The following is a 24,037-nucleotide window of genomic DNA, read 5'->3' on the forward strand; positions in this document are numbered from 1 at the left end:
ATGGCAAGCATCACGGGCAGCCGCAAACTCGCGCGCGCTTTGAAAAGAACGAACTCAGGTCAAGGGAGAAGCCACATGTCCAATTCCAAAGATGCCGTCCGCAAGGTGCTTGACCAGGTCAAGGCGGACAACCGCACCAGCCTGACGGCGCCGGAAGGCAAGCTGGTCTGCGACGCCTACGGCATTCCGGTGCCGAAGGAGGGCGTGGCCAAGTCGGCGGGCGAGGCCGGCAAGATGGCTTCGTCCATGGGCTTCCCGGTGGTGATGAAGATCGTCTCGCCGGACATTCTCCACAAGACCGAAGCCGGCGGCGTCATCGTCGGCCTCAAGACGGCTGAAGAGGCCGAGAAGGCCTACGAGACCATTCTCGGCAACGCCAAGAAGTACAAGGCCGATGCCAAGATCGAAGGCGTCCAGGTCCAGCAGATGCTGGCCGGCGGCACCGAGGTCATCGTCGGCTCGATCACCGACGGCTCGTTCGGCAAGCTGGTCGCCTTCGGCCTCGGCGGCGTGCTCGTCGAGGTGCTCAAGGACATCACGTTCCGCCTTGCGCCTGCCACAAAGGAGGACGCGCTCTCAATGCTCGACGGCATCCAGGCGCATGAGATCCTCAAGGGTGTGCGCGGCGGCGAGCCGGTGAACCGCAACGCGCTCGCCGATGTCATCGTCAAGGTCTCGCAGCTCGTCACCGATTTTCCCGAGATTGTCGAGCTCGACCTCAACCCAGTGTTCGCAACCGCGAAGGGGGCCACGGCCGCCGACGTCCGTATTGTCGTCGACTTCGCTTATGTGCCGAAGCCGAAGCCGCGTCCGACCGAAGAGATCGTCGCGGCGATGAACCGCATCATGCAGCCGAAGGCTGTCGCCGTGGTCGGCGCCTCCGCGGAGGACGGCAAGATCGGCAATTCCGTGATGAAGAACCTCATCAACGGCGGCTACAAGGGCGAGATCTATCCGATCCATCCCAAGGCCGCCGAGATCCTCGGCTACAAGGCCTACAAGAGCGTCAAGGACGTGCCTGCCGTGATCGACGTCGCGGTGTTCGCGATCCCGGCGAAATTCGTCGCCGCCGCGCTGGCCGAATGCGGCGAGAAGAAGATCCCGGGCGCTGTGCTCATCCCGTCGGGCTTCGCTGAAGCCGGCGCGCCTGAGCTGCAGGCCGAGATCGTCGAGGTCGGCAAGAAGTACGACATCCGCCTGATGGGGCCGAACATCTACGGCTTCTATTATACGCCCGCCAATCTCTGCGCGACCTTCTGCACCGCCTATGACGTCAAGGGCCATGCGGCGCTGTCGTCGCAGTCGGGCGGCATCGGCATGGCCATCATCGGCTTCTCGCGCTCGGCCAAGATGGGCGTCTCCGCGATCGTCGGCCTCGGCAACAAGTCCGACATCGATGAGGACGATCTGCTCGCCTTCTTCGAGCAGGACCCGAACACCAATCTGATCGCGCAGCATTGCGAAGACCTCAAGGACGGCCGCGCCTTCGCGGAAGCCGCCAAGCGCGTCTCCAAGAAGAAGCCTGTCGTGGTGCTCAAGGCCGGCCGCACCTCGGCTGGCGCGAAGGCGGCATCGTCCCACACCGGCGCGCTCGCCGGCAACGACCGCATCTATGAGGACGTGTTCAAGCAATCCGGTGTGATCCGTGCCCGCTCACTTCGCCAGCTGCTCGAATTCGCCCGCGGCGTGCCGGTGCTGCCGACGCCGAAGGGCGAGAACGTGCTCATCATCACCGGTGCCGGCGGTTCGGGCGTGCTACTGTCGGACTCCTGCGTCGACAACGGCCTGTCGCTGATGTCGATGCCGCCGGATCTCGATGCGGCCTTCCGCAAGTTCATCCCGCCGTTTGGAGCTGCCGGTAATCCCGTGGATATCACCGGCGGCGAGCCGCCGATCACCTATGTCAACACCGTGAAGCTCGGGCTGTCGGATGAGCGCATCCACGCGCTGATCCTCGGCTATTGGCACACCATCGTCACCCCGCCGATGGTGTTCGCCCGCAACATGGTCGAGGTGAAGAAGGAGATGGAGGCCAAGGGTTTTGTGAAGCCGATGGTCGCCTCTCTCGCCGGCGACGTCGAGGTCGAGGAAGCCGCCGAATATCTCTACCAGAACGGCATCCCGGCCTACGCCTATTCGACCGAGCTGCCGGTCGAGGTCCTCGGCGCCAAGTACAAGTGGGCGCGCGGGGCAGGGCTGCTCTGAGCTTGCGTTCGCCTCTCCCCGCTTGCGGGGAGAGGTCGGAATTTGCGCAGCAAATTCCGGGTGAGGGGGACTCTCAACGAGTCTGTCTCTCACCGTCTTTGTGGAGATAGCCCCTCACCCCCGCCCTCTCCCCGTAAGAACGGGGAGAGGGAGAAGAGGCGGCTCGCGTCTTGTCTGATTGGCAAATGCAGGTCGCGATGAGCAAGAACGTGATCCGGCGCAAATCGTTCGAGCCTAAATCGGCCGCGGAGGCTGATAACGAGGGCCGCGACGGTGGCGTGCAGTCGGTCGACCGCGCGCTGTCGATCATCGAGACGCTGGCCGAGGACGACGAAGGTTATCGTCTCAGCGATCTCGCGATCCGCACCGGCCTGTCGGCGTCCACCGTGCACCGGCTTCTCGCAACGCTCGAAAGTCGCCGTTTCGTGCAGTTCGACCGTGGCGAGTCCAAATGGCACGTCGGCGTGCGCAGCTTCACGGTTGGCGCCAGCTTTGCGCGGCGACGCAATTTCTCCGCACAGGCCATTCCATATTTGCGCAAGCTGCGCGATCTCACCCGCGAGACGGCCAATCTCGCCGTGGTCGACGATGAGTTCATCATCGTGCTGACCCGCATGGAAAGCCGCGAGATCATGCGCTCGCTCACCAAGGTCGGCGGCCGCGTCCCCATGGTGACCTCCGGCGTCGGCAAAGCGGTGCTCGCAACCTATTCAGACGAGGACGTCGGCGCCGTCATCCGCCATCACGGCATGCCCCGCCTGACCGAGAAGTCGATCGTGCGCCCGAGCGACCTGTTCAGGGAGCTCGAGAAAATCCGCAAGCAGGGCTTTGCCGTCGACGATGAGGAGGCGCAGATCGGCCTGCGCTGCGTCGCGGCGGTGGTATACAACGCGTTGGCCGAACCGCTTGCCGCGATCTCCGTATCCGGCATGACCAGTCGGGTCACCGACGAGCGGTTGCCGGAGATCGGACAAATCGTCCGGGAAGTGGCGGCCGAACTGACGGCTGCGCTCGGTGGGGTCATCCCGGCGCCCCGCTGACCAAAAACCCTGAGGCATGTCACTGGACAGCATCGGCCGTTTTGGTTGATATGCGACCAAACGACACAATGCGGCGAACGTCCGCATGAGCCCTGGAGATGCCCCCATGTTCCGATTTCCCGCGCGCCTTGTCGGCGCAGCCGTCGCGTTCACCCTGGCGGCAGCCAATCCGGGCTTTGCCCAGCAGCTCGAGCTCAAGCTGATGGCGCCGGCGGCTCCGGGCGGAGGCTGGGACCAGACCGCGCGCTCGATGCAACAGGCGCTGGTGGCTGCGGGCATCGCCCGCAGCGTGCAGGTCACCAACGTTCCCGGTGCAGGCGGCAGTGTCGGCATCGCGCAGTTCGTCAATGGCGCCAAGGGTGACGGCAACCAGATGATGGTCAACGGCTTCGTCATGGTCGGCGCGCTCGCCATGAACAAGTCGCCGGTGACGCTGGAGCAGGTGACGCCGATCGCGCGCCTCACCGAGGAAATCCAGGTGATCGTGGTTCCCGCGAATTCGCCGATCAAAAATGCGCAGGATCTGGCCGCGGCGGTGAAGGCCGATATCGCCAAGGTCACTTTCGCCGGCGGCTCGGCCGGCGGCGTCGACCATGTGATGGCGGCCTTGTTCGCCGGCGCGGTCGGCGCCGACGCCAAGAAGATCAACTACATCCCGTTCTCCGGCGGCGGCGAGTCGCTCGCGGCGATTCTCGGCGGCAAGGTCACCGCAGGCATTTCGGGCCTCAGCGAATATGAAGGGCAGATCAAGTCCGGCAAGCTGCGTGCGATCGGCGTGACCTCGGAGAAGCGAATCGCAGGCAGCGATCTCCCGACCTTCAAGGAGCAGGGCATCGACCTCGTAATCGCCAATTGGCGTTCGGTGGTCGCGCCTCCCGGCATCACGCCGGAGCAGCGCAAGACTTTGAGCGATGCGGTCGAGAAGATGGTGAAGTCTGACGCCTGGAAGGAGATCCTCAAGCAGAAGGGCTGGGAGGATGCCTATCTCGGCGGCGACGCCTTCGCCGACTTCCTGAAGAAGGAAACGGCCCGCGTCACCGACGTGTTGAAATCGGTCGGCTTGGTCAAGTCATGATCTCAGGCGATCCCGTCCAGCCGCCGCGGCGCGTCGACCGTGCCGGTCTCGTCATCGCGGCATTGCTTGCGGTGCTCGCCGTCGTGCTGGTCTGGGACGCGCGCGGCCTGCAATCTGCGGCGATGTACGGGATGGGACCGGAGGCGATGCCGGTCGTGGTCGCCAGCGGCCTTGGGCTGCTTGCGATCGGCAACTTCATCGACGCGCTGCGCGGCAATCTGCCGGCACGCGAGAGCGCCGATCCCGTGCCTGTGGTTCTGATCCTCGTCGGGCTTGCGCTGCTGATCGCCATCATCGGCATTGGCGGCGGCTTCATCCTGGCGACCTCGGCGCTGTTCGTGACGACCTCGGCGGCCTTCGGACGCCGTGCCATCCTCATTGACGCCATCATCGCCCTCGTGATGTCGACCCTCATTTACCTGGCGTTCGACCGGTTGTTGACGCTGAGCCTGCCTGCCGGCCCACTGGAGCGACTGCTGTGATGGATACCTTTGCCGCGCTGGCTCACGGCATGGCGGTCGCCGTCCAGCCGATGAACCTGCTTTACGCGCTGATCGGCGTGTTCCTCGGCACGGCCGTGGGCGTGCTGCCCGGCATCGGCCCGGCACTGACGGTCGCGCTGCTGCTGCCGGTGACCTACAAGCTCGACCCCGGCGGCTCGCTGATCATGTTCGCCGGCATTTATTACGGCGGCATGTATGGCGGCTCGACCACCGCGATCCTGATCAACACGCCCGGCGAGAGTGCCTCGATGGCCACCGCGCTTGAAGGCAACAAGATGGCCAAGGCGGGCCGCGGCGGGCCGGCGCTCGCGACCTCCGCAATCGGCTCCTTCGTCGCCGGCACCATCGCCACCATTGGCCTGGCTTTCCTCGCACCATGGCTGGTCGATGTCGCCGTACGCTTCGGCCCCGAGGATTACTTCGCGCTGATGTGCGTCGCCTTCGTCACGGTGTCGGCGACCTTCGGCGATTCCCCGATCCGCGGCCTGACCAGCCTGTTCATCGGTCTGACGCTCGGCCTCGTCGGCATCGACAAGCTGACGGGTCAGGCGCGGCTTGCATTCGGCGTCCCCGAACTGCTCGATGGCGTTGAAGTCACAACGCTTGCCGTCGGCCTGTTCGCGGTGGGCGAGGCGCTTTATGTCGCATCGCGCCGCCACCACACCGAAGAGAAGCTGGAGCCGGTGCGCGGCTCGCTGTGGATGACCAAGGAGGACTGGAAGCGGTCCTGGAAGCCATGGCTGCGCGGGACCATGTTCGGCTTCCCGATCGGTGCGCTGCCGGCAGGCGGCGCGGAGATCCCGACCTTCCTGTCCTATTCGACCGAGAAGCGGCTGACGAAGCACCCCGAAGAGTTCGGCAAGGGCGCGATCGAAGGCGTCGCCGGCCCCGAGGCCGCCAACAACGCTTCCGCAGCCGGCACGCTGGTGCCGCTCTTGACGCTGGGCCTGCCGACTTCGGCCACCGCCGCGATGATGCTGGCGGGCTTCCAGCAATATGGCCTCAACCCGGGCCCGCTGCTGTTCGCCGAGCGGCCTGACCTCGTATGGGGCCTGATCGCCAGCCTCTTCATCGCCAACATGATGCTGCTGGTGCTCAACCTGCCGCTGGTCGGCCTGTGGGTGCGGCTGCTCGCGATCCCGCAGCCCTGGCTCTATGCCGGCATCCTCGTGTTCGCGACCATGGGCACCATCGCGGCAAAGCCGTCGGTGGTGGAATTGTCGATGCTCGCCGGTTTCGGCGTGCTCGGCTTCCTGATGCGCCGGTTCGATTTCCCGATCGCGCCCGTCGTCGTCGGCCTGATCCTCGGCCCGATTGCCGAGAGCCAGCTGCGCCGCGCGCTCGCCATCAGCCTCGGCGATCCCATGACGCTGCTGCAGAGCCCGATTTCGGCAACGCTTCTCGGCGTCGCGCTGATCGCGCTGGTGGCGCCCTTTGTGCTGAAGGGGTTGGGACGGTTCAAGGCAAACGAGGACTAGGGCGTGTACTCATAAGTCATGTCGGCTCCTGAGGCTGAGCGGAAATCTCTGATCGGCGAGAGCATTGGTGACACTGAGCCGAAGTCGGATTGCGGCAGCCGCGCATCCATTGCCGGCGGAGTTGCCCAAGCCGTTGGCATCGTTCCTAGGCGGCGCGAACGTAGCCGTAGCGCAGGTTCGACGGTTGCTTCGAAGCTTGCGTGTACTCGTTCTTGAGCGCCGCGAGGCGGTCCTCGGAAAAGGCCGGCATCCTGGTATTCTCAGCCGCCTTCAGCTTGATCTTGTAGAATCTGGTTGCGTTGCCCGCGAAGATCAGCTGCTTGGTAGCGCTGTTGGCATCGCCAAGCGCCGCAAAGCCGTACTTCCTCTGCATGTCCTCGGGGATTTCGAGCCGGCGCAGCGCCTCGATCTGCCACTGTGGTGAGCCGTACCAGACCGAGTCGGTGCCCCACATGACGTGGTCAACACCCATCCCCTTTATCAGCGTGCCGATCAGCGCGGCGCAGAACTTCGGATGCGCGACCGCCGAGTTGGCAAAGGACGTGCCGAGCTCGGCATAGACGTTGGCGACGCCGAACTTCTGCGGGACTTCCGCGAGATCGGTGGCCCACTGGATACGGCCGGTCTGTTCGAAATCCGCCCACGCGTGATCAGGTAGTTCGAGGAACGGCCGCAGCGCCGAGTGATAGATCACGAAGTTCATCTGCGGCCAATCCTTCGCGGCTTTTCCGATGTCCCACGCCGTTGCGTATTCCCAGACGCCGGCGAACGACTTCTCATAATCGGGCGGCAGCAACCCCTTGTGGATACACAGCGTGTTGATGCCGGCCTTCACTGCTTTATCGTAGAACGGATACATCACCTGCTCGTCGTCGAGCCGCCATGGGAACTTCGAGGGCGCCAGCGGATCGCCAATCGTGTAGGACTTCCAGGAATCCGGTTTGTAGACTTCGATTGCCTTGTCCACCTCGTCCATCCAGCCGGGTTGCTTGGGAGTGATGACGCTGTGCGCCAGCAGGCGGCGCGAACCGGCGAAGTCGTTGATCAGTTCTCGCGCCTTGACGATCTGCTCATTGGACAGCAGCCACCAACTCGGGTCGTCGAAGGGCGCGCCGCTCAGGAGCGCCATGTTGGTGTCGCTGTCGTAGTAGATCTCTTTCACATAGTTTTGGAACTTGTAGCGGGCTAGCGAAGAGACGCCTTCCTCCTTCATCTTCGGATTCCAGTGCTGGCTCGCAAAGTCCGCCAGCCCCAACAGCTCCTTATGATCGAAGTCGTCCCGCACGAAATGAGTCTGGACGTCGAAGATGAATTGGCCTGCAAGGCTCTGCGCGCGGGCCAGCATCAGCTCGGGTTCGCGGGCTTCAGCGGGCGCGACCCGGAAAACATTGCCGTAGATGTCGTTCATGGCGAGGAAAGCTGCTGCCATGCCGCAGCTCGTGTGTAAGAACTGCCTGCGGCTCAAGCCGAGGTGTCTGCCGTTAACATCAGCGAGCTCGTTGATCCGTGCCTCGACTTTCTTTTGCGTATCGCTCTGCGGGGGCGGGAGATACTCGCCATTGGAAACAATCTGGGTCGGGATAGGCGTTGCCGCCGATGCCGCCTCCGCGCCCGCGACGAGACGCTGTTCTCGCTCACTAAGCCAGGTGCTCATTGTTCTCCTCCCCGTTTGTTGGCCGACCGTGGCAGGCGGGCATGAGACGCGTATGGCTACTCCCAATCAGTTGGCAGGACCGACTAGGCGTACCTCTCCGGTTCAGCTACGCATGAAGCCATCACGCGCCCGAAGCCTAGGCGAATCTCTGCATCGCCTTGCTCCTGCGAGAGCGGCCGGCATACCCGAGAAACCACTTGCAGTTGTGGGTATCCCCGCTGATTCAATGCTCAAACTTCTATTCGCGCAACCAATGTGAATCGACAGTCACGCTGTCCCAACGCCGCATCACTCTTTCATCTGATCAATCTTTCATTTGATCGATTTCAGCCGAAGTGAAAGGCTCGTTTCTCAAATGGACTGCGTCGGCTCATGTCCCCGAGCCGAACACCGCAGCAGCGGCTGCCATCTCGACTCTCTGCCGGAGATCCTCATAGGTGGCTGCGTTAACTGCTGCTTTTGGACCCTGGCTGTGTGAAAAGCCGCGAGTCGGTTACGATTCCTCCGTTTCCTAATGGGGGGATACGGATGGGACGCTTCGTTGAAGGCGCGGACAGATCCCAGCTGACGCTCTTGCCGGAATGTCTGGAGGATTGGGTAGACGAGGGCAACGCGGTCCATGTGATCGACGTGTTTGTCGAGGCGCTCGACCTGCATGGAATGGGAGTGAGCGTGTGATCGCCAAGGAGACGGGCCGGCCTTCCTATCATCCGGCAGTCCTTCTGAAGCTTTACATCTACGGTTATCTCAATCGGGTGCAATCCAGTCGCCGCCTGGAACGTGAGGCGTGCCGCAATATCGAGGTGATGTGGCTGATCGGCCGCCTGGCTCCCGATCATAAGACGATCGCCGATTTCCGGAAGGACAATGGTGCGGCGCTTCGGAAGGTTTGTGCGAAGTTCGTTGCGCTATGCCGGCAAATGGGCCTGTTGCAGACCCCAAGCGTCGCAATCGATGGCAGCAAGTTCAAGGCAGTGAACAACCGCGATCGCAACTTCACACATGCCAAGATGGCGAGGCGGATGGCGCAAATCGAGGAAAGCGTCGGGCGATATCTGCGTCAACTGGATAGCGCCGATCGGCAGGAGCCATCGGAAGCGATCAGCATCAAGACACCGAGGATCAAGGAAAAGATCGCTCGACTGAAGCAGGAGATGAGCCGCCTGGAAGTGCTTGACGCGCAGATGCGCAAGACGCCGGATCAACAGATATCGCTGACCGATCCGGATGCCCGTTCGATGGCCACCAGCGGACGCGGATCGGGTGTCGTCGGCTACAATGTCCAGGTCGCGGTGGACACCGAACACCATCTGATTGTTACGCATGAGGTCATAAACGTCGGCAATGACCGTGGGCAGCTTGCTCGGATGTCGAAGCAAGCCAAAGAAGTGCTCGAAGTGGACAAACTCGAGGCGGTCGCCGACCGTGGCTACTTCGACGGAGAGGAGATATTGGCCTGCGAAGAGGCTGGCGTTGTAGTCACGCTGCCCAAGCCCATGACGTCGAACGCCAAGGCGGAGGGTCGGTTCGGCAAACAGGACTTCGCCTACCTGTCTGATGAGGACGTCTACCGCTGCCCGTCCGATCAACTGCTGCCCTATCGCTATACCAACATCGAGCATGGAATGACGCTGCGCCGTTACTGGTCGACAGCAGCGTGCCAAGGCTGCGCAATCAAGAGCCAATGTACGCCATCCAAGGAGCGCCGCATCACTCGTTGGGAGCATGAACATGTAGTCGAGGAGGTCCAGAGACGGCTCGATTCCAATCCCAAAGCCATGCGGACGCGGCGCGAGACGGTCGAGCATCCCTTCGGCACGATCAAAGCCCGTATGGGTGCGACCCACTTCCTGATGAAGCGCTTACGGAATGTTGCCGCTGAGATGGCGCTGCATGTTCTCGCTTATAACCTCACGCGGGTGATGAACATCGTCGGCAAACCGCGCCTGATTGCAGCCATCCGCGCCGCCTGAAGCCCGGAAAGTGCGTCCAAAAGCGCAATACCGCGTCGCGATACCTACTTTGGCCGGTCATTGGACGATCCGACGCGAGAACATCGGCCGCCTGCAATGATTGGCGACCCACGGCCGCGTGCCGACCATCCGTTTGCACACAGCCAAGACCCATAGCCGACCTCAACGCGCAGTGTTCGAATAGCGCATCCGAGATGGACCAATTCAGCGCTTGAGTCGCTGCGCCGGCGGGTCATTGACCAGCGCTTTTGACCCGTTACGGACGTTGGCTGGGAGATCCTCACCGCATTGGGCCGCAGCCCGGTCAGAAGGATGCGCATCCGGCGATGCTATTCGAGCATCGTGCCCGCCGGCTTTACCCGGACGCGCCGAAACGGCTAGCATCGCCTCGTTTCATCTACCGGATCGGCAGATCGAAAACGCGAGATGGCGCTGTACCCGTAGAGAAGATCTTCTCGAGTTCGAGCCGCATGGTGTCGTGGCATTCGCACGCCACCGCAGCGAGCCGCGATGAGTCGATCTCGATTTCGCCTCGCCGCTCAGATCTGATCGCTCCGGAAGCGCGCAGATTGCGCATCAGGAGCGTCACCGTCGTTCGTCGCACACCCAACATCTGCGAAAGCGCGTCCTGCGTGAGGGGCAGGACGTCGTGGTTGATGCGGTCGTGAAGTTGAAGCAGCCAGCGTGCCATACGCGCTTGGACCGGATGCAGTGCATTGCAAGCCCCGCCCAATTGAAACTGTATCAGCACCGCCTTGAAGTGAAGCTGGACTACGTGGCGGATCGCGGGACTCCGGCTGAAAGCGGCATGGAATCGCGCCGCGGGGATCCGCGAGGCCGTCCCCGCGGCACGAACGATAGTCGTAACGGCCGCAGGGGACGGTCCCAGCACGGAAAGAGTGCCCACTGCCCCCTCGCGCCCTATTGCGGCGCTGGCGACCGTCTGCCCATTCGCCATGTCGACCATCACCGAAACGGCGCCACTGTGAGGGAAGAGGACGTGCTCGGTATGATCCCCCACCCGCGAGACGACCTCTTCCCGATCGAGGGTTACCATCTGTAGGTCGGGTGCCAAAAGATCGAGATCAGCGATCGGCAGTGCTGACAGAAGCCGGTTGCCAACTTCGCTTACAAGCATCACTGCAGCCCGATGCGAACGGTCCGCCCCATCGCATTTCGAGCGACAAACGGCAACAGCCTCAAACTTTGTTTGAATTCGCCTGTGCGTGTCGCCTCGAAATCCAATTCAGATGCGAAAGCTCTTAATCGCAAAAATGAAACTCCAAGCAGGCGAATTCTGCTGGTGCAGGATCATTCAACTAGATCCGGGCGCCACGCGCAGACAATTGCAAAATGGGTATGGGTAACATCATAAGGGTTCCAGTTTCGGCGCGTGGCAAACGCCACAATCAGTGATGCGTAAATTGGGGCGATTGCGCCGCAAGCTGGTTCCCGTTGAGCCCTCGAGCTCAAGCTTGGCACCGCTTGCAAAGGGGCGACCAAGCCGCCGCATCTGCGACTTACCTCAGTGGGTAGTTGGGGGCCCGATGCCTCAAGTACGTCGGGGGCCCTTTCGGCCCTCAGCTCTGCGAGAGAACAAGGCCTCAGGTTTGGCGGCTTTAAAATCGATAAGCGCAGCATGGCAGGCGAACGCAATTGGCGCATTGGCGGCGTCTAGGCAAAGTCCGGTTATGGCCCATCGGCGCCTTCAACGTTGTGCACTGTTGAGAGACGAGCCGACATCTGGCGCGCCCAAACTCAGCGTATGATTTTTAAGCACATGCCCTAGCGGAAATTAAGAAGGCGGAGCGCGTCTGCCTAATGCGTAAGCACCGGTGACGTATTATTTGAGTTGCTCTCGCCGCCAGCGGCGGCAACCATCGCGGCGCTGTCCATTCCCACGCGAGAGCCCCGATGACCAAGCTCACCCGCTTCTCCGTCGCGCCGCTGCACAGCATGACGCGGCGTCTGGCTGACGTCGCCTCGGCGCGTGTGACGCCGGATCTCGTCATCACGGGCGCGCGCGTGCTCTCGACCTATTCCGAGCGTATCCATCCGGGGCGGGAGGTCTGGATCTCAGGCGGCCGCATCGCGGCGGTGAAGCCGGCCGGTACAGCGAAGAAGGCGTGGGGCGATGTTCCGCTTTATGACGCGGCCGGCGGCATCATCGCGCCGGGCCTCGTCGATCCGCACATTCACATCGAATCCTCGATGGTGACGGCCTGTGCCTATGCCGAGGCCGCGCTGCTCAACGGCACCACGACGATCTTCTGCGACAGCCACGAGATCGGCAACGTCATGGACGTCGCCGGTGTGGAGGCGATGCTGGAAGATGCGCGCGAGGCGCCGCTCTCGATCTTCCTGACCGTGCCGAGCACCGTTCCTGCGACCTCGGCTGAGCTGGAGACGGCGGGCGGCGACCTCACGCCGGACAAGATCGCCGGCCTTTTCGACCGCTGGCCCGAAGCGGTGGCGCTTGGCGAGAAGATGGATTTCGTGCCCGTCACGATGGGTGACGAGCGCAGCCACGCCATCCTCGCCGCCGCCTTGAAGCGGGGGCGTCCCGTGTCCGGCCATGTCTACGGCCGCGAATTCGTCGCGGCTTATGCGGCATCCGGCGTCACCGACACCCACGAGGCGATCGACCGCGACATTGCCGATGACTTGCTCGATGCCGGCGTCTGGGTGTTTTTGCGCGGGGGACCGCCGACCACGCCGTGGCATTCGCTGCCGCAAGCGATCCGGACGATCACCGAGCTCGGGGCTTCGCACAAGCGCACCGCCGTGTGCACGGACGACCGTGACGCCGACGATCTCCTGCTGTTCGGCCTCGACTGGGTGGTGCGCGAAGCCGTGAAGGCGGGGATGTCGCCGGAGCAGGCCTGGTCGATGGGCTCGCTGCATGGCGCGACCCGCTTCGGCATGGAGGGCGATATCGGCGGCCTCGGCGGCGGCCGCCGCGCCGATCTCGTGCTCATGGACGATCAGCTCAAGCCGCAATGCACCTGGTATGGCGGCGAGCTCGTGGTCGAGCGCGGCAAGATCACGTCGCGTCTCGATCGGGCGCTGTCGCAGCGCTATCAATATCCGAGGGCAGCCTATGCGACCGTCAAGCTGCCGCAGACGATGAAGCTGACGCCGGAATTGCCGGCCAAGGCCTGCACCGTCAACGCCATCAGGACCGCGCTTCCCGGCATCACGCTGATCCACGAGAAGGTCGCGATCGAGCCGGCCAAGGACTGGCCGTCGCTGTTCGCGCGCTATGGCCTCTGCTTCGTCGCGGTGGTCGAGCGCCACGGCAAGTCCGCCGGCAATGTCGCCCACGGCCTTCTCAAGGATTTCGGCCTGAAGCGCGGCGCGGTCGCTTCCAGCGTCGGGCACGACAGCCACAACCTCATCGTCGCCGGCACCAACGAGGCCGACATGCAGGTCGCGATTGCAGCGATTAGGGAGCAGCAGGGGGGCGTTTGCGTCGTCGCCGATAGCGAGGTGAGGGCGCTGGTTCCGCTGCCGATCGCAGGACTCCTGTCCGACAAGCGCGTCACCGAAGTGGCTGAAGAGGTCAAGGCGTTGAAGAAGGAATGGGCCGAGGCCGGCTGCACCATCCCTTACATGGGCTTCAATTTGATTCCGCTATCGGTCATTCCGGAAATTCGCATCACCGACAAGGGCCTCGTGCTGGTGCCGCAGATGGAGCTGGCGCCGCTGTTCGAGTGAGGCGGCTTTCACGCGTCTCACGGTCTAACTGGTTGAGAGCACCGCGATTTTTTCCGCGGCTGCCGCATCGTGGAAAATAAAATCGATCTCGTTGAGATCGCATCCTGCGCATCTGATGATCCCCTCGCTGACTTGAACCCGAGCGAGGTCCGATATGGCGAAGATGCGAGCTGTCGATGCGGCCGTGCGTATCCTGGAGAAGGAAGGTATCTCGACGGCCTTCGGAGTTCCCGGCGCTGCGATCAATCCGCTTTACTCGGCGCTGAAGAAGCGCGGATCGATCCGTCACATCCTGGCGCGCCATGTCGAGGGCGCTTCGCACATGGCCGAGGGCTATACGCGCGCCAAGGCCGGCAACATCGGGGTCTGCATCGGCACCTCCGGGCCGGCCGGCACCGACATGATCACCGGACTCTATTCGGCGATCGCCGATTCCATCCCGATCCTCTGCATTACCGGGCAGGCGCCGCGCGCGCGGCTCTACAAGGAGGATTTTCAGGCGGTTGACATCGAGTCGATCGCAAAGCCTGTCACGAAGTGGGCGGTGACCGTGCGCGAGCCGGCGCTGGTGCCGCGCGTATTCAGCCAGGCCTTCCATGTGATGCGCTCAGGGAGGCCGGGGCCGGTGCTGATCGACATGCCGCTCGACGTGCAGCTCGCCGAGATCGAGTTCGACGACGAGACCTATGAGCCGCTGCCGGTCTACAAGCCCGCCGCGACGCGCAAGCAGGTCGAGAAGGCGCTCGAGATGCTCAACACCGCCGAGCGGCCGCTGATCGTGGCAGGCGGCGGCATCATCAACGCCGACGCCTCTGACCTGCTGGTCGAGTTCGCCGAGATCGCCAACGTGCCGGTGGTGCCGACGCTGATGGGATGGGGCGCGATCCCTGACGATCACGTGCTGATGGCCGGCATGGTCGGGCTTCAGACCAGCCACCGCTATGGCAACGCCACCCTGCTGGAATCCGACTTCGTGCTCGGCATCGGCAACCGCTGGGCCAACCGCCACACCGGCTCGGTCGAGACCTACACCAAGGGTCGCAAATTCGTTCACGTGGACATCGAGCCGACGCAGATCGGGCGTGTGTTCAATCCCGATCTCGGCATCGTCTCGGACGCCAAGGCCGCGCTCGAGCTGTTCGTCGCCGTCGCCAGGGAGTGGCGGCGGTCGGGCAGGCTCCGCGAGCGCCAGGCGTGGCCCGCTTCCTGCCGCGACCGCAAGAAGACGATGCTGCGCAAGAGCCATTTCGACAACGTTCCGATCAAGCCGCAGCGCGTCTATGAGGAAATGAACAAGGCATTCGGCCGCGACACCACCTATGTTACGGTGATCGGCCTGTCGCAGATCGCCGGCGCGCAATTCCTCGGCGTCTACAAGCCCCGCAACTGGATCAATGCAGGGCAGGCGGGGCCGCTCGGGTGGACGCTGCCGGCCGCGCTCGGCGTGCGCGCGGCGTGTCCGGAGCGCGAGATCGTCGCGCTGTCGGGAGACTACGACTTCCAGTTCCTGATCGAGGAGCTCGCGGTCGGCGCGCAGTTCAATCTGCCCTACATCCACGTCGTCGTGAACAATTCCTATCTCGGCCTGATCCGCCAGGCCCAGCGCGGCTTCGATATGGACTATCACGTCCAGCTCTCCTTCGAGAACATCAACGCGCCCGAGATCGGCGTCTACGGCGTCGACCATGTCGCGGTCGCTGAAGGTCTCGGCTGCAAGGCCATCCGCGTCACCGACCCGAAGGACACGCAAGCGGCGTTTGTGACCGCCCGCGAATTGATGGCGAAGCACCGCGTGCCAGTCGTGGTCGAGTTCATCCTCGAACGGGTCACCAACATCGCCATGGGCACGGAGATCGACAACATCGTGGAGTTCGAGGAGGTGCTGGACCTTCCGCTCGACGAAGTCGAGACCACGCGCGTGCTGCAGCCGGCGGAATAGGGGAAGAAGCACCATGCCGAAGTTTGCCGCCAACCTTACCATGCTCTTCAACGAGATGCCGTTCCTCGACCGCTTCGCGGCGGCGAAGGCGGCGGGGTTTGCCGGGGTCGAATATCTCTTCCCCTATGATTTCGACAAGGCGCAGCTGCGCGAGCAGCTCGAGGCCCACGGGCTGACGCAGGTGCTGCACAATCTCCCCGCTGGCAACTGGGCCGGCGGCGAGCGCGGCATTGCGATCCTGCCCGACCGCACCGCCGAATTCCGCGATGGCGTGTTCCGCGCCATTGATTATGCCAAGGCGCTCGATTGCGAGCAGCTCAACTGTCTCGTCGGCATCGCGCCTGTTGATGCCGATCCGCGCGAGCTTCAGGAGACGCTGGTCGGGAATCTGCGTTTTGCGGCTTCGACGCTGGCGCGGGAGAACATCAAGCTGCTGGTCGAGCCCATCAACACGCTCGACATTCCCGGCTTCTTCCTCAACGGCACCGAGCAGGCGGTGCAGCTGATCTCCGAGGTGAGGTCGAACAACCTCTTCATCCAGTACGACATCTACCACATGCAGATCATGGAGGGCGACCTCGCCCGCACCATGCAGGAATACCTGCCTCAGATCGCCCACGTCCAGCTGGCCGACAATCCCGGCCGCCATGAGCCTGGCACCGGCGAGATCAACTATCCCTTCCTGTTCCGCCACCTCGACGCGATCGGCTATCGCGGCTGGATCGGCTGCGAATACAAGCCGCGCACGACGACGCTGGAAGGCCTGTCCTGGCACGCGGCACAGACGTTTGAGACCTGAGGAAACGCAAACATGACCAATATCGGCTTCATCGGACTCGGCACCATGGGGCGGCCGATGGCCGGCCATCTCCTGGCCGCGGGTCATCGCGTTTTCCTGCATGACATTGCGCCGATCGCGCCGGATCTGATGTCCGCGGGCGGCATCGCCTGCACGTCGTCCAGGAAGGTCGCAGAGCAGGCGGACGCGGTCATCATCATGGTGCCGGATACGCCGCATGTGGAGGCCGCGCTGTTCGGCAAGGACGGTGTCGCCAGCGGCATCTCCAAGGGCAAGATCGTCGTCGACATGAGCTCGATCTCGCCGCTGGCGACGAAGGAGTTCGCGAAGAAGATCGAGGCGCTCGGCGCCGACTATCTCGACGCGCCGGTGTCGGGAGGGGAAGTCGGCGCGAAAGCTGCGAGCCTCACCATCATGGTCGGCGGGCCGGAGCGGGCCTTTGGCATCATGAAGCCGATCTTCGACAAGTTGGGCAAGAACGTCACCCATGTCGGCGCCAACGGCGACGGACAGACGACGAAGGTCGCCAACCAGATCATCGTCGCGCTCACCATCGAAGCTGTGAGCGAGGCGCTGTTGTTCGCATCCAAGGCAGGTGCGAATCCCGCGCTGGTGCGCAAGGCGCTGATGGGCGGCTTTGCCTCCTCGCGCATTCTGGAGGTGCATGGCGAGCGCATGGTGAAGCGCAATTTCGATCCGGGCTTCCGCATCGAGCTGCACCAGAAGGATCTCAATCTCGCGCTCGAAGGCGCTCGCTCACTCGGCCTGTCGCTGCCGAGCACGGCCGTGGCGCAGCAATTGTTCTCGTCCTGTACCGCACATGGCGGCAAAGCATGGGATCATTCGGCGATGGTTCGGGCGCTGGAACTGATGGCCGGCCACGAGATCGCAGCTAGCTGAACTGTTACGCCGTAACAGTCTCCAGATGCGGGGTGACTTTCGCCGCAGGGGAACCGGAACAATGATCTGGCCCCGCGGTTGAAGGCGCAGGACAATCACTGGAGACAAAACACCATGAAAACCCGTCTTGCGATTACGTTGGCTGCAGCGTCGCTGCTGGCGTCGAGCGCAGCCTTTGCCCAGTCGACGACCGAACAAGGCGCCAGGGACGGCGCGCGTGCGGGGGGCGACATCGGCGGCCCGATCGGAGCGATGGTCGGCGGCACCGTGGGTGCAGCCGTCGGCGCCGGTCTTGAAATTCCGAATGCGGTCCTGGGCGGAATTCCGCGCAGCGACTCCGTCGTAGTCCACGAGCGCGTCGTGGTCGGCGAGCCCCTGCCACCCACCGTGGTGCTCCGCCCGGTGCCGAATTACACCGAGTATCGCTATGCGGTCGTGAACGATCGCCGCGTGATCGTCGAGCCGCGCACGCGCCGCGTGGTCAAGATCATCGACTGATTGACGCAATCCTCTGTGCTGAGCAGGGCCCTGCGGAGTGTCACTCCGCGGGGCCTTCGCTTGCCACGGCGGAGCTGGTGCAAAAGCGCGAGAGCAGCCGGTCGGCCGTGGCGGCGAGCGCAAAGCCGAGGCAGGCGGTGGCGGCGTCGACCAGATAATCCTCCAGCCGCGCATGGCGGCCGGGTGCCCAAAATTGCATCAGCTCGAGCACGCCGATCAGGATGACCGCAGCCGCCGCAATCAGCAGACGCCGGCGTGGATAGGCGAGGCCGAAGGCCAACCCCACCATGATGAAGGCAAGCGCATGTTCGCCGTCCTGACCGAGGGTGGAACGGGGGCGAAGGCCGGGAGGACCGAGAGTGGCGAACGTAACGGCAGCGGCGAGCAGCCAGGCAAAGGTACGAATGAAAAGCGACATCTGGGTCGCTTAGCACGAATTTGGTCGGGTTGTCGCGAGGCTCGTATCAGATCGCCGTGTAGTTAATGACAAAATGTTAAAGCGGATCGCGCACGCCAAGGCCATGCATGAAACGTTCCCGGATCTGCACGGGGTCGCGACGGGTGGTGCCTACGCCGGGCTTGTCGTCGATCCTGACCGCGATCAGGCAGGGCTCGGAGGCCGCCATCGCATCGTCGACCAGTCGCTCGAAATCCTCCTCGTCCGCGGCCCAGGCGCTGCTCGCGAGACCGCAGCCGATGGCGATGGCGACGATGTCGGCGACGCTGGCTGCCGGTGTCGGCTGCGCGCCGGTGATCTGGTAGATGCCGTTGTCCATCACGATCATCGTGAGGTTTTTTGGCTTCAGAGCCGCGATCGTCGAGAGCGCGCCGAGCTGCATCAATAGCGAGCCGTCGCCTTCGAGCGCGAAGACGCGGCGGTCGGGCTGTGCCAGCGCCACGCCGAGCGCGATCGGGAAGGCGAGGCCCATGCTGCCCAGCATGTAGAAATTCTGCGGCCGGTGGCCGGCGGCCCAGAGGTCGAAATTGGTGTTGCCGATGCCGCCGATCACGGCTTCCTCGTGCTCGAGCTTTGCGATCAGCCGCGAGGTCACGTCGAACCGGTTCATCACCTTGGTATTGCCAGTGTTCATCGCCGGCCTCACTTGTCGAAGACCTTGCCGCCCGTGAGCAGCGGGTTGAGGATCAACGCCACCGGTGCCTGTGTGGTGACAGCCTGCCTGATCGAGCGGTCGGTGATGAATTCGAGCTCGTCGAGCCGGGTGATGGTGTGGTGCTCCAGCGCCAGCGAATCCAGCACCGGTCGCATGGTGCGGCAGACCAGCGACTGGCCGTAGTTGAACTCGCCGAGCGTGCCGCGCTCGGAGACGAACATGATCAGCGGAATCTGGTAGGGCACTGCGAGCGAGGCCAGCACGTTGGCGAGCGTGGCAAAGCCGGAGGTCTGCATCAGCACCGCGCCGCGCCGTCCGCCCATCCAGGCGCCGGAGACGATGCCGACGGCCTCTTCCTCGCGGGCGGTCGCGAAGGTGGTGAAGAAGGGATCGGCGTGCAGGTTCTTGATCAGCGGCGTGAGCACGCGGTCAGGCACGTAAGGAATCAGGCTGATCTCGTTCCGCTTCAACGTTTGCAGGACGATGCCGTGCCAGCTTCCGTCGCGGCTCCCCTGCGTCTGCTGTTCCGCAATCGCCATTGCGCTCTCCCTGCGGCCGCACATGCTTCTTGGTTCTGGCCGTCGCGGCAGTCTGCCGAACTTGACGCGAACAGCGGGATTGTCAACATGTCCGCGCCGTCACCATGATCTGCGCCAGCAGGCCTGCCGTGGCCGGCACCGCCATGGCATAAGCGGCGATAACCAGAACACGGGGGGGCACGGGCGGGCGCGCATCGCGCTGACCTTGCGGCTCTCCCTCGCAAGAGCCGGAAGGGTCCTGATGTCCGTCAACAACAAGCGCGTCGTCTACTCCAATTACTTGGCCAATCCGATCTATATCGACATCCTGAAGGCGCGGCCCGACGTGCGGCTCGATCGCATCGAGAACGCAAGCCCCGAGGACGTCTATGGGCCGCTCCTTGGCGCTGCCCACGTCTACCAGGTCGGTGCCGCCCGCGATGAGCTCGCCCCGCATTTCCATGTCGATGCCGCCTTCCTGAAGCGCACGCCGAACTTGCTGCTGGTCTCCAGCAACGGTGCCGGCTTCGACCCGGTCGACGTCGAGGCCTGCACGGCCGCCGGGGTCGTGGTCGTCAACCAGTCCGGCGGCAATGCCCATTCGGTCGCAGAGCACGCGCTGGCGATGATGCTGACGCTGTCCAAGCGCATCATCCAGTCGGATCGCCGGCTGCGCCGCGAGCGCGACGTCAACCGCAACGATCTCGTCGGCAACGAGGTCGAGCACAAGACCGTCGGCATCATCGGCCTCGGTAATGTCGGCCGGCGCATCGCCGCATTGTGCAAGGGTCTGCTCGGCATGACGGTGCTGGCCTACGATCCCTATTTGTCGGCCGAGGTGATGGCCGAGCGGGGCGGGGAGAAGGTCGAGCTCGACGAGCTCTTGCGCCGCGCCGATTTCGTCTCGATCTCCTGCCCTCTCAATAAAGGCAGCCGCAACATGATCAGCACGCGCGAATTCGCGCTGATGCAGCCGCATGCCTATTTCATCACCACCGCGCGCGGCTTCATCCACGACGAGGATGCACTGCTGCAGGCTCTGCGCGACAAGCGCATCGCCGGGGCCGGCCTCGACGTCTGGTCCAAGGAGCCGCCGCCGCCGGAGCATCCGCTGCTCCAGCTCGACAACGTGCTGGCGAGCCCACACACCGCAGGCGTCACCATCGAGGCGCGCCAGAATATGGGCCGGATCGCCGCCGAGCAGGTGCTGGATGTGCTCGACGGCAAGCGCCCGCCGCGCATCATCAACCCCGAAGCCTGGCCGCGCTATGCGGAACGTTTCAAGCAGGCCTTCGGGGTGACGCCGGGGTAGGGGCGCACCAAGCGCTCTGGATGATGGCCGGGAACTGAGCCCCGGCCTTGATCCGCGTCAAAATCTCCTTTCCCCGTCCGGCCTAAATGGGACTAGAGTGCCGGCGGGCAGGCAGGGAGGTCCCATGTCAACTTATGTCGTCAGGTTCATGAAGGACGTGCTCGGCGAATACGGCCGGCAGTGCGAGGTCTGCCAGGGCACGCTCGAGATCGACGCCGCCGACGAGGACGAGGCCAGGGAACGTGCGAAAGCGAGGTTCTGCAAGGACCAGGCGTTGCACCACTGGTCGCTGCATGCCGACCGCATCCATGTCAAAGCGGCCGACTTCCCGTCGTAGGGCCTAACGCCCGGGTGCCGTGACAGGCGGGGGCGTCGTCGTCCCCGCGCCGAGCGAGCGTTGCACCATGACGGTGTCGGACCAGCGGCCGTGGCGATAGGCAACGCCGCTGAGCAGGCCGGCGCGCGCGAAGCCAAACCGCTCGTGCAGCGCCAGCGAGGGCGCGTTGTCGGCATCGATATAGCCGATCATCTGGCGAAAGCCGGCCGCCGCGCAGGCGTCGATCAATTCTTGCAGCAACAGCCGTCCGACCCCGCGGCCGAGATGGGCGTGGTGGACATAGATCGAGTGCTTGGCGGCGTAGCGATAGGCCGGCCGCTTGCGGAACAGCACGGCATAGGCATAGCCGACGACCTCGCCGCGCCAGGTCGCGACCAGATGCGGCAGGCGGGTCTGCTTCAGGTTCTTGCGCCGGTCGCGCAGATCGTCCGGCTCCGGCGCACCGGTTCCCTCGACATCGCGCGGCACGCCATTGCGGACGTGATGGCGGTAGATCGCCAGCATCGCCTCGACGTCGCTCTCGCGTGAGGTGCGCACCAGGACCGCTTCGTCGCTCGCGCGCGCAGCTGTCTCGTTCATCGGCACCTACTCGGTCACGACATAAGTGTAGAGCCCGATGCGCCCGTTCGCGTCGACCTCCTTGTAGACGCCCTGGATCTCGACGTCGAAGCCCGGGAATGTGTTGAAGCAGGTCTCGAACATCTTGAGATAATCGATCATGGGCTTGGCCCGTTCCGTCAGTCGCTCGCCGGGCACGATGGTGGCAATGCCGGGCGGGTAGACCACGAAGGGCGTGGTCGCGATACGGCCGGCGATCGCCTCGATCGGGAGGTAGTCGACGTCGTTCTTGAACAGATAGCGCGCGGCATCGCGGGGCGACATCGCGATCTCGGGCATATGCTCGGGCATGAACTGCCGGGCCTGGAGCGCGCTGACATCGGCGGCGCGGAAGAAACGGTGCATCTCGCCGCAGAGGTCGCGCAGCCGCGCGCCGGCGTAGCGCGCCTGCCGCCGCTGATAGAATTCGGGGATGACATCGGCCAGCAGCGCATTGTCGTCATGCAGCCTCTTGAACGCGACGAGGCCGGAGATCAGCGTGCCCGCCTTGCTCGCCTCGACGCCGGGCGTCAGCAGGAAAAGCAGGGAGTTGAGGTCGTTCTTTTCTGGGACGATGCGGTTCTCGCGCAGATATTGCGCGACGACCGGCGCGGGAATGCCGTGCTCGGCATAGGCCCCGGTCGTACGATCGAATCCGGGGGTGAGCAGCGTCAGCTTGTTCGGATCGGTCATGGCAAAGCCTTCCGCGAGATCGGGAAAGCCGTGCCAGTTGGTATCCGGAGAGAGCTGCCACAGCGCGGGATTGGTGGCGAGCTCGTCGGTCGAGAGGGTCTCCCAGGCGACGTTATGCGCCGCGCCGGGGCGGCTGACATCGGCAATGGCGACGCGATCGGGAACGAACGGCTCGAAGAACCAGCGGCGATCCGGATTCTGCTCCTTCTCCTCGAACTCCCGGCGCATCGCCCGGATCTTCTTGCGCAGCTCGATGCCGAGCCGGATCGTGTCATCCCACAGCACTTCGCCGGAGCGGCCCTTCATCATCTGCGCGCCGACGTCGAGCGAGGCGAACAGCGGGTAGAACGGCGAAGTCGAGGCGTGCTGCATGAAGCTCTCGTTGAAACGGCGGTGCTCGACGCGACGCTTCTGGCCGCGGATGTGGCGATCCTTGATGTGGATCTGCGAGGCCTGCGAGAAGCTTGCTAGCTGCTTGTGGGTCGACTGCGTCGCGATGATGCCGGGGGCGTCGGGCGGAAGATTTGCCAGTCCCATGGCGAAGCGGCCGGCATAGAGCGGGTGGAATTTCATGAAACCGGCCCAGGCCTCGTCGAACAGGATATAATCGCAGAGATGGCCGATGCGTTTGATGATCATCTCGGCGCTGTGGATCGAGCCGTCATAGGTGCACTGCTCGACCACAGCGACGCGGAACGGCCGCTCCCTGCGCCAGGCGTCGCGGTCGTTCACCAGGGGATGGTTGCGGATGGCCTCGCGCAGAGCCTTCTCGTCGAGCCTGTCCCAGCGCATCGGGCCGATCAGCCCCCAGGCGTTGCGGACGGTCGGCACATAGACCGGGATGCCGCCATTGATCATCAGCGCGCCGTGATGGGCGGCCTTGTGGTTGTTGCGGTCGAACAGCACGAGGTCGCCGTCGGTGACGAGGGCGCCCAGCGCGACCTTGTTCGAAGTCGAGGTGCCGTTGAGCACGAAATAGGTCTTTTCCGCGCCGAAGATCGCCGCCGCTTCCTTCTGCGCCTTCAGCGCCGGGCCCTCATGGGTGAGGAGGTCGCCGAGGTCGAGCACGGAATTGTCGAGGTCGTCGCGGAACACGGATTCGCCGAGATGCTCGACGAACACGCGCCCGATCGGGCTGCGATTGTAGAACACGCCGCCATTGTGGCCCGGGCAGGTCCAGAGCTGGTTGCCTTCCTCGGCATAGTCGACCAGCGCGCCGAAGAAGGGCGTCTTCAGCGTCTCGGCATATTGCTTGAGCCGGCTGATCAGGTTCTTGGCGATGAAGGTCGGCGTCTCCTCGGAGAGGAAGACATAGCCGTCGATGAAGTCGAGCACTTCGACCGGCAGGTCCTCGAACCGCTTGCGACGGATCAGGAGAATGATTGGGAAGTCGAGGCCGCGGCGGCGCATCAGGTTGATCAGCGCCGAGGTTTTTCCCTCAAGCCCTTTCTTGCCCCAGTCCACCACCATGCAGCCGATCGCGGCATCGGTCTGCACCGCCATCTCGGCATCCTCCAGCTTGCGGGCGCGGACTACCTCGAAGCCGGAGCGTTGGATTTCCTCGATGATCTGGTTGAAGCGGACGCCTTCGAGATCGTCGGCGTCGAACACAGGTGCGGCGAACAGGAAGTTGAAGCGTTTGAAATAGTCCATGTCGGATCCCGAATGTGCAGGAAGATACAGCTCT

At 63.8% G+C, this 24,037-nt stretch carries 19 protein-coding genes and 1 pseudogene; 13 read left to right on the forward strand and 7 right to left on the reverse strand.

What is annotated here, in order from left to right; genetic code table 11:
• Window positions 1-75 precede the first annotated feature (75 nt).
• The 5 genes from N2602_RS13820 (at window position 76) to N2602_RS13840 (ending at window position 6,301) form a co-directional block, all read left to right on the forward strand.
• Window positions 76-2,205, forward strand: coding sequence for an acetate--CoA ligase family protein (locus tag N2602_RS13820; RefSeq protein WP_260382972.1), 2,130 nt, complete (start codon window positions 76-78; stop codon window positions 2,203-2,205).
• Window positions 2,206-2,402: 197 nt separating this feature from the next.
• Window positions 2,403-3,245: an IclR family transcriptional regulator gene (locus tag N2602_RS13825; protein ID WP_172784284.1), complete on the forward strand. Its 843-nt coding sequence runs from the start codon at window positions 2,403-2,405 to the stop codon at window positions 3,243-3,245.
• 106 nt (window positions 3,246-3,351) lie between these two features.
• Window positions 3,352-4,320, forward strand: a complete 969-nt coding sequence (locus tag N2602_RS13830) for a tripartite tricarboxylate transporter substrate binding protein (RefSeq protein WP_172784285.1) — start codon at window positions 3,352-3,354, stop codon at window positions 4,318-4,320.
• Window positions 4,317-4,802 (forward strand): tripartite tricarboxylate transporter TctB family protein, encoded by a 486-nt coding sequence (locus N2602_RS13835; protein WP_172784286.1) that lies wholly within the window; start codon window positions 4,317-4,319, stop codon window positions 4,800-4,802. The genes N2602_RS13830 and N2602_RS13835 overlap by 4 nt, the downstream gene beginning before the upstream one ends.
• Complete coding sequence (locus N2602_RS13840; RefSeq protein ID WP_036023341.1) at window positions 4,802-6,301, forward strand: tripartite tricarboxylate transporter permease; 1,500 nt, start codon at window positions 4,802-4,804, stop codon at window positions 6,299-6,301. The genes N2602_RS13835 and N2602_RS13840 overlap by 1 nt, the downstream gene beginning before the upstream one ends.
• A gap of 145 nt (window positions 6,302-6,446) precedes the next feature.
• Here the strand turns inward: N2602_RS13840 and N2602_RS13845 are convergent, their stop codons facing one another.
• Window positions 6,447-8,021 carry an amidohydrolase family protein gene (locus tag N2602_RS13845; RefSeq protein WP_260382973.1) on the reverse strand — a complete coding sequence of 525 codons (1,575 nt, stop codon included), beginning with the start codon at window positions 8,019-8,021 and terminating at the stop codon, window positions 6,447-6,449.
• Window positions 8,022-8,483: 462 nt separating this feature from the next.
• On the opposite strand from N2602_RS13845, the pseudogene N2602_RS13850 reads away from it, so the two are divergent.
• A pseudogene (locus tag N2602_RS13850) lies at window positions 8,484-9,928 on the forward strand (IS1182 family transposase).
• 397 nt (window positions 9,929-10,325) lie between these two features.
• On the opposite strand, the gene N2602_RS13855 reads toward N2602_RS13850, so the two are convergent.
• Complete coding sequence (locus tag N2602_RS13855) at window positions 10,326-11,066, reverse strand: Crp/Fnr family transcriptional regulator (RefSeq protein WP_210268167.1); 741 nt, start codon at window positions 11,064-11,066, stop codon at window positions 10,326-10,328.
• A gap of 776 nt (window positions 11,067-11,842) precedes the next feature.
• Between N2602_RS13855 and N2602_RS13860 the strand changes: the two genes are divergently transcribed.
• The 5 genes from N2602_RS13860 to N2602_RS13880 all read left to right on the forward strand — a co-directional run bounded on the left by N2602_RS13860 (window position 11,843) and on the right by N2602_RS13880 (window position 17,781).
• Window positions 11,843-13,645, forward strand: coding sequence for an adenine deaminase (locus N2602_RS13860; protein ID WP_260382974.1), 1,803 nt, complete (start codon window positions 11,843-11,845; stop codon window positions 13,643-13,645).
• A gap of 154 nt (window positions 13,646-13,799) precedes the next feature.
• Entirely contained in the window at window positions 13,800-15,584 is a 1,785-nt protein-coding gene (gcl, locus tag N2602_RS13865) for a glyoxylate carboligase (protein WP_212256883.1), read from the forward strand.
• A gap of 13 nt (window positions 15,585-15,597) precedes the next feature.
• Window positions 15,598-16,383, forward strand: coding sequence for a hydroxypyruvate isomerase (hyi, locus tag N2602_RS13870; protein ID WP_212256882.1), 786 nt, complete (start codon window positions 15,598-15,600; stop codon window positions 16,381-16,383).
• A gap of 12 nt (window positions 16,384-16,395) precedes the next feature.
• Window positions 16,396-17,283, forward strand: a complete 888-nt coding sequence (locus tag N2602_RS13875) for a 2-hydroxy-3-oxopropionate reductase (RefSeq protein ID WP_260382975.1) — start codon at window positions 16,396-16,398, stop codon at window positions 17,281-17,283.
• Between the two features lie 114 nt (window positions 17,284-17,397).
• On the forward strand, window positions 17,398-17,781 hold the full coding sequence (locus N2602_RS13880) for a DUF1236 domain-containing protein (protein ID WP_172784292.1): 384 nt from the start codon (window positions 17,398-17,400) through the stop codon (window positions 17,779-17,781).
• A 40-nt stretch (window positions 17,782-17,821) separates the two neighbouring features.
• Here the strand turns inward: N2602_RS13880 and N2602_RS13885 are convergent, their stop codons facing one another.
• The 3 genes from N2602_RS13885 to N2602_RS13895 form a co-directional block, all read right to left on the reverse strand.
• Window positions 17,822-18,199 (reverse strand): VanZ family protein, encoded by a 378-nt coding sequence (locus tag N2602_RS13885; protein WP_260382976.1) that lies wholly within the window; start codon window positions 18,197-18,199, stop codon window positions 17,822-17,824.
• Window positions 18,200-18,275: 76 nt separating this feature from the next.
• Window positions 18,276-18,872 carry a thiamine pyrophosphate-dependent enzyme gene (locus tag N2602_RS13890; protein ID WP_172784294.1) on the reverse strand — a complete coding sequence of 199 codons (597 nt, stop codon included), beginning with the start codon at window positions 18,870-18,872 and terminating at the stop codon, window positions 18,276-18,278.
• 8 nt (window positions 18,873-18,880) lie between these two features.
• Entirely contained in the window at window positions 18,881-19,432 is a 552-nt protein-coding gene (locus N2602_RS13895) for a thiamine pyrophosphate-binding protein (protein ID WP_212256879.1), read from the reverse strand.
• Between the two features lie 241 nt (window positions 19,433-19,673).
• Between N2602_RS13895 and N2602_RS13900 the strand changes: the two genes are divergently transcribed.
• A complete protein-coding gene (locus tag N2602_RS13900) occupies window positions 19,674-20,723 on the forward strand; it encodes a hydroxyacid dehydrogenase (protein WP_172784296.1) in 1,050 nt (349 codons plus the stop codon).
• 124 nt (window positions 20,724-20,847) lie between these two features.
• A complete protein-coding gene (locus N2602_RS13905) occupies window positions 20,848-21,060 on the forward strand; it encodes a hypothetical protein (protein WP_212256877.1) in 213 nt (70 codons plus the stop codon).
• A 3-nt stretch (window positions 21,061-21,063) separates the two neighbouring features.
• Here the strand turns inward: N2602_RS13905 and N2602_RS13910 are convergent, their stop codons facing one another.
• Window positions 21,064-21,639 (reverse strand): GNAT family N-acetyltransferase, encoded by a 576-nt coding sequence (locus N2602_RS13910; protein ID WP_172784298.1) that lies wholly within the window; start codon window positions 21,637-21,639, stop codon window positions 21,064-21,066.
• Window positions 21,640-21,645: 6 nt separating this feature from the next.
• Window positions 21,646-24,003, reverse strand: coding sequence for an Orn/Lys/Arg decarboxylase N-terminal domain-containing protein (locus N2602_RS13915; protein ID WP_172784299.1), 2,358 nt, complete (start codon window positions 24,001-24,003; stop codon window positions 21,646-21,648).
• Window positions 24,004-24,037: the final 34 nt, after the last annotated feature.

Origin of the sequence: Bradyrhizobium sp. NC92, from assembly GCF_025200865.1 — a bacterium.
Taxonomy (GTDB): domain Bacteria; phylum Pseudomonadota; class Alphaproteobacteria; order Rhizobiales; family Xanthobacteraceae; genus Bradyrhizobium.